Consider the following 6,226-nt stretch of genomic DNA (forward strand, 5'->3'; position numbering starts at 1 on the left):
GAGCCGCACCCGTGGCAGGAGGTGCCAGGGTGGCGGGAATCCGGGCGACATTAAGCAACATGTTACTCGTGGGTAACATAGCTGGCAAGGAGTGCTGCGCCCGTGGCTTAGCGGACGCCGTCGGGCTCTGTCCCGGAAGCTGCCTGGGTTGCCTTGGCCGGCAGCGGCCGGGGGTTCAGGAAAGCCTCGGTGATGAGCGGCGCGGCGAGCTGGATCTGCCACTGGCGGGCGCCGAGGTTTTGGAGCTCCTCAGCGATGCCTTCCTCGCTCAGCTCGGCCGGCGGGCGCCAGGCGATCCGGCGGAGGTAGTCCGGCGTCAACAGATTCTCCAGCGGCATGTTGATCTCCTCGGCCTTGGCCTGCAGCAGGGGCCGGGCGGTGGCGAGCCTCGCGGCGGCATCCGGGTCCCGTTCCGCCCATACCCGCGGCGGCGGGGGAGCATTGGTGGCCAGGTGCAGGGGAGGAAGGTCCTCGAGGGTCCGGGCCGCGCTGATGCAGCGCAGCCAGCGCGGGGCCTCGCGCTGGGCCGCGCGGCCGTGGAAACCCTTGGTGCCCAGCAGCTGCGGCACGGTGCCGGGCATGGCCTTCGCGGCGGAAACGAGGGCCGAGTCCGGGAGGAGCCGGCCCGGGGCGACGTCGCGCTTCTGGGCGAGCGAGTCGCGTTCGACCCAGAGTTCGCGGACCGCAGCCAACTGGCGGCGGTCGCGGATCTGGTGCAGCCCGGAGGTCTTACGCCACGGGTCGACGCGCGGCGGCGCCTGCCCGGACTCGAGGAGGGCGGCGAACTCCTGGCCGGCGAAGTCCAGCTTGCCGTCGGCGGTGAGGAGCTCGATCAGTTCCTCGCGCAGTTCGGTCAGGACCTCGACGTCGAGGGCCGCGTAGCGCAGCCAGGGTTCCGGGAGTGGGCGGGTGGACCAGTCGGCGGCGGAGTGTTCCTTCGCCAGGCCGAAGCCCAGCAGCTGTTCGATCACGGCGGCGAGGCCAACGCGCGGCAGCCCGGCGAGGCGGGCGGCCAGCTCGGTGTCGAAGAGCTTGTCCGGCCACATGCCCAGTTCGGACAGGCAGGGCAGGTCCTGGCTGGCCGCATGCAGGATCCATTCGACGCCGCGCAGGGCGTCGTTGACGATCCGCAGGTCCTCGAACGGCTCCGGATCGATCAGCCAGGTGCCGGCGCCTTCGCGGCGGATCTGGACGAGGAAGGCGCGCTGGCCGTAGCGGAAACCCGAGGCACGTTCGGCGTCCACCCCCGCAGGACCGTGGCCTGCGGCCAGAGCCGCGGCGCATCGCTCCAGGCCGGACTGGGTCTCAATGACGAGCGGCACGCCGTCGCGGGGGGCATCGAGGTCGATGACCTCGGGGACCAGGCTGTCGAAGCCGTCCACCGCGATGTGGGCTGCGATATCAGGGGCCTCTGAAGCGCCTGGTCCGGCCTCTGTAGTGACGGGTATGGCGGCGGCAGTGGTGATTTCCGGGATGTGAGGGGTCATGATGGCTTCAGTTTACCGACAAGTGGACAGCACCCGGCGTTGCAGGCCGCTCACGGTCCAAAGCCGCGCCGGGTGGCAAGCTGCTCGGGCCCGTTATCACGGCTGTCTGCGCCTGCGTGGAAGGGATGTGACGCCGTCGGGCAGCGGCGGAAGGCCCGCGAAGGTGCAGACCATGTCCGACCACGCCTCGAGATGCGAGGTGATGTCCGGGCTGGACGGGGTCCAGGACGCGCGGAGTTCGATGTCGATCGAGTTGGGCCGTTCGGCGAGCGTGCCGAAGCTTTCGGAGAGCACCCGCGTCGCGGTGCCGCCGGCGGAACGGTAGGGGGCGGAGTGGTTTTCCAGGGCCTCGACGAGCCAGGCCCAGGCGACGGAGCCGAGCATTTCGTCGTTGCCCATCTCCGGCTCCAGCTGGGCGCGGATGTACGTGACGATCCGGAATTCGCCGTCCCACACGGCAGAGCCGTCGGGGTCGTGGAGGAGGATGAAGCGGCCGGTGGCCAGCTCGACGTCCTCGCTGCCGGACGCCGGCTCAAAAGCCGCGGAGGCCGGGCCATGGGCCGCCAGGGAACCCGCCGGGCCGCCCGCGGCAATGACTTCGGCCCCGAGTGCCACGGCAAAGGGTGCCAGCCGGGAGGGCGCCGGAATCTCCTCCAGCCGCAGCTCGCCGCGGCACCGTGCCTGGCGAAGGGTTCCCAGGGCAAAGAGAAAATCTGCCGGAACCTGCTCGAGTGCGCTCACACTGGAAGATTATGCAACGCTTGCGCCCAAGCCCGGCAGGCTCGCCGCCGCCGGGCGTTCCGGTGCCGGGGTGCTGCGCGTGCCGGGCGTTCCGGTGCCGGGGTGCTGCGCGTGCCGGGCGTTCCGGTGCCGGGGTGCTGCGCGCGCCCCGGCAGCTGTAGCGCGGTGCTGCCTGCCGGGATTCAGGTGGCAGCGAGTTCGCGTTTGATCGCAGCGATGAAGGAATCGACGTCGTCGGGCGTCGTGTCGAAGGAGCACATCCAGCGCACCTCGCGGGTTGCCTCGTTCCAGTCGTAGAAACGGAAGGACGTGCGCAGCCGGTCCGCGACGCCCGCCGGCAGGACGGCGAAGACGCCATTGGACTCGGTTTTCTGGCTCAGCGCGATGCCGGGGATGGACTCGACGCCGGCGCGCAGCCGGGCCGCCATGGCATTGGCGTGCGCGGCGGAGCGCAGCCACAGACCGCCGTCGAGCAGGGCGATGAACTGGGCGGACATGAACCGCATTTTGGAGGCCAGCTGCATGTTCATCTTGCGCAGGTAGATCAGGCCGTGGGCGGCCTCCGGGTTCAGCGCCACGACCACCTCGCCGAACAGCAGGCCGTTCTTGGTGCCGCCGAAGGAGAGGATGTCCACGCCGGCGTCGCGGGTGAAGGCCCGCAGCGGCACGTTTAGATGGGCCGCTGCGTTGGCCAGCCGGGCGCCGTCCATATGCAGCTTCATGCCCTTGGAGTGGACATGCTCCGCGATGGCGCGGACTTCCTCCGGGGTGTAGCAGGTGCCGAGTTCAGTGGTCTGGGTGATGGACACGGCCAGCGGCTGGGCGCGGTGCTCGTCGCCCCAGCCCCAGGCTTCCTTATCGATCAGTTCAGGGGTGAGCTTGCCGTCCTCCGTGTGTACCTGGAGCAGCTTGATGCCGCCGATCCGCTCGGGGGCGCCGTTCTCGTCCATATTGATATGCGCCGTGGAGGCGCAGACCACGGCACCCCAGCGCGGCAGCAGGGACTGCAGCGAGAGCACGTTGGCGCCGGTGCCGTTGAAGACCGGGAAGCATTCGATGCCTTCGCCGAAGTGCTCCTCCATCAGCTGCTGCAGCCGGGCGGTGTAGTCGTCCTCGCCGTAGGAGACCTGATGACCTTCGTTGGCCGCGGCCAGGGCGGCCAGTACCTCGGGATGGACGCCGGAGTAGTTGTCCGAGGCGAAGCCCCGGACGGAGGGGTCATGGAGCCGCACCGCGGTGCTGGCAGGGGCAGTTTCAACGGTGCTGATGTCAACCGTGCTGGTCATCGCTTTGCTCACGCTTTCAGTGTAGAGAGGTCGGGCCTCAACGGCTAAGTTCGGCGGGTCGGCTCAACGGCTGAGCACCAGCCGCCGGCCGTTCAGCTCGGATGCCGGGGAGGTGAAGAGCCCGACGGCGGCGGCCGCCAGCTCTTCCACACCGGTGAAGCCGGGAAAGGTACGTTCGGGGGACTTCGCCCGCATGGCGGCATCCACGAGGGCCTTGACCACAAAGATCACAGCAGCGCTGTGCTGCTCCACCGGCCGGGAACTGCCGGGGCCGGCGGAACCGGTCTGCCCGCGGCGGAAGCCGTCGGCGACGGCCAGGGTCCAGGCCTCGGCCGCCGCCTTGGCCGCGACGTAGCTTGCTCCGCCCGCGGTGGGGCTGCCGACGGCGGTGGAGGAGACCATGGCGAAGCGGCCCGTGTCCGAGGCCGCGAGCTCGTCGTAGAAGACCCGGGTGACGTTCCGCAAGGTGGTGACGGCGCCGCGTTCCAGGAAGTCCCAGTCCGCGTCGCTCTGGTCCGTGATGCCCTTGGCGCCGCGCCAGCCGCCGACGAGGTGGACGACGCCGTCGACGGCCCCTGCCTCCGCGATGATCGTGGCGTGCAGCGACCGCACCTCCGCAAGGGAGGCGAGGTCGCAGACCAGCGGAACGACCCCGCTGCCGGCCGCCGCCGCGGCGGCCCCGATCCGGGGTCCGTCCGAGCCGACCGTGAAGACCCTATGGCCGGCGTCGTGCAGGGCCCGCGCGGTGGCGACCCCGGACGGCCCGCTGCCGCCGGTGACCAGCACCGTCAGGGTGCGGCCGGCACTCATCCGGCGTTCATGGCTGTAGCTGCCGCTCCGGCGGTTGTGCCGGTGTCCGGGTTGGTGTCTGTGCCGGCGTCCGAGGACCCCGTGATGCCTGCCGTGGATTCGATGACCGGGCGCATCTTCTTTTCCAGTGCCTCGTAGAACATGGACAGCGGGAACTCGTCGTCGAGTACTTGGTCCGTGAGGCCGCGCGGCGGGCCGGCCAGGGGCAGCGCGCCGGGGCCCTTGGCCCAGACGGAGGCCGGGTTGGGCGTGACCGTGCCGGAGATCAGCTCGTAGGCGGCGAGCCAGTGGGCCATCTTTGGACGGTCGATCGAGCGCCAGTACAGCTCCTCAATCCGGGCGCCAAGGGCAACCACGACGTCGGCAACCTCGTCCCAGTCGATGCTGAGCTTGCTGTCGGTCCAGTGCAGGACGTGGTGCTGGTGCATCCAGGCGAAGAGCAGCTGCCCGCCGAGGCCGTCGTAGTTCCGGACGCGGCTGCCGGTGATGGCGAAACGGAAAATCCGGTCGAAGATGACGGCGTACTGGACCAGTTTGGCGTGCCGACGGGCCTCCGGATCAGCGTCCTCGTCCTTTTCGACTTTCACGGATTCGCGGAACGCGGTGAGATCACAGCGCAGTTCCTCGAGGGAGTAGAGGAAGAACGGCATCCGCTGCTTGATCATAAAGGGGTCGAAGGGCAGATCGCCGCGCATGTGGGTGCGGTCATGGATGAGGTCCCACATCACAAAGGTTTCCTGGGTCAGCGCCTGGTCCTCGAGCAGGGCGGCGGCGTCCTCGGGCAGCTGCAGCGAGGTGATGTCCGTGGCGGCGCGCAGCACACGGCGGAAGCGGGCGGCCTCGCGGTCGGCGAAGATGGCACCCCAGGTGAAGGTGGGGGTTTCCCGGACGGCGACGGTTTCCGGGAACAATACCGCGGAGTTGGTGTTGTAGCCCGGGGTGAAGTCGAGGAAACGGATCGGTACGAAGAGTTTGTTGGAGTACTCGCCCTCTTCCAGCCCGGCGATGAACTCCGGCCAGATGACCTCAATCAGCACGGCCTCGACCAGCCGGCTGCTGCTGCCGTTCTGCGTGTACATCGGGAAGACCACGAGGTGCTGCAGGCCGTTGACCCGGTGCTGCTGCGGCTGGAAGGCCTGCAGGGAGTCCAGGAAGTCGGGCACTCCGAAGCCGCCGTCGGCCCAGTTGCCGAAGTCGGCCACAAGCAGCTCGAGGTAGCCCGCGTCGTGGGTGAAGGCGGGGGCCAGAGCCGTGATCGCGGCCGTGATGGCGCCGACGTGCTCTTCGGCGGCCTCGTGGTTTGCGGCCTCCGGGACGGATCCGTCCTGGATCTGGAGGGCCTGCAGTGCGATGGCGGCGCTCTTGAGCCGCTGCCAGTCCGGGGAGTTGGCGGTGATGGCGGCGGTAATGGGGGCGGCGGGGGTGATAGCGGTGGTAGTCATCGGCTGCAGGCGCCTTTCTGATTGCGGGGAGCGTCGCTCGTCTGTAACTACAGCGAGCGTAGCAAGCAATCAGGACTCCTAATGCAAAATTGCTTCGAGCATAAGAAAGACTGTGGCAAGAGGGTCAGCAAAGCGGCTCCAGCTACAGCGGTGGCGGCGCTGCCCATCCGGGCCAAGGGGACATGCCCCGCGCCGAGGCCAGCGGGTGGACATAGTGTCATTGTGCCCGGTCCCGGGTGCGAAGAATGGGCATGTCCCGCTGGACTGGACACCGGCCCAAAGGGACATGCCCCGCGTCGGGGACAGCGGGTGGACATAGTGTCATTGTGCCCGGTCCCGGCGAATTCCAGGGGTCGATGCAACACCCGAGGTCAGCTGGCTTCCAGTAAAGCACGAAGACGCTCGGCCGGGGTGTCCCAGTCGAGTGTTTTGCGTGGTCGGGCGTTGAGTTCCTGGGCGA

General features: G+C 68.9%; 5 protein-coding genes. All 5 read right to left on the minus strand.

The window, feature by feature from the left end:
• Positions 1 to 107 precede the first annotated feature (107 nt).
• Complete coding sequence (locus AC50X6_RS16910; protein WP_494967327.1) at positions 108 to 1,487, minus strand: HRDC domain-containing protein; 1,380 nt, start codon at positions 1,485 to 1,487, stop codon at positions 108 to 110.
• 96 nt (positions 1,488 to 1,583) lie between these two features.
• Positions 1,584 to 2,228 carry a DUF3000 domain-containing protein gene (locus AC50X6_RS16915; RefSeq protein ID WP_494967328.1) on the minus strand — a complete coding sequence of 215 codons (645 nt, stop codon included), beginning with the start codon at positions 2,226 to 2,228 and terminating at the stop codon, positions 1,584 to 1,586.
• 182 nt (positions 2,229 to 2,410) lie between these two features.
• Positions 2,411 to 3,514, minus strand: a complete 1,104-nt coding sequence (locus AC50X6_RS16920; protein WP_494967332.1) for a threonine aldolase family protein — start codon at positions 3,512 to 3,514, stop codon at positions 2,411 to 2,413.
• A gap of 63 nt (positions 3,515 to 3,577) precedes the next feature.
• Positions 3,578 to 4,324, minus strand: coding sequence for an SDR family oxidoreductase (locus tag AC50X6_RS16925; RefSeq protein WP_494967329.1), 747 nt, complete (start codon positions 4,322 to 4,324; stop codon positions 3,578 to 3,580).
• Entirely contained in the window at positions 4,321 to 5,766 is a 1,446-nt protein-coding gene (locus AC50X6_RS16930) for a DUF6421 family protein (protein ID WP_494967330.1), read from the minus strand. Before AC50X6_RS16930 ends, AC50X6_RS16925 begins: the two co-directional genes overlap by 4 nt.
• Positions 5,767 to 6,226: the final 460 nt, after the last annotated feature.

Source organism: Pseudarthrobacter sp. HLT1-7, assembly GCF_059383435.1.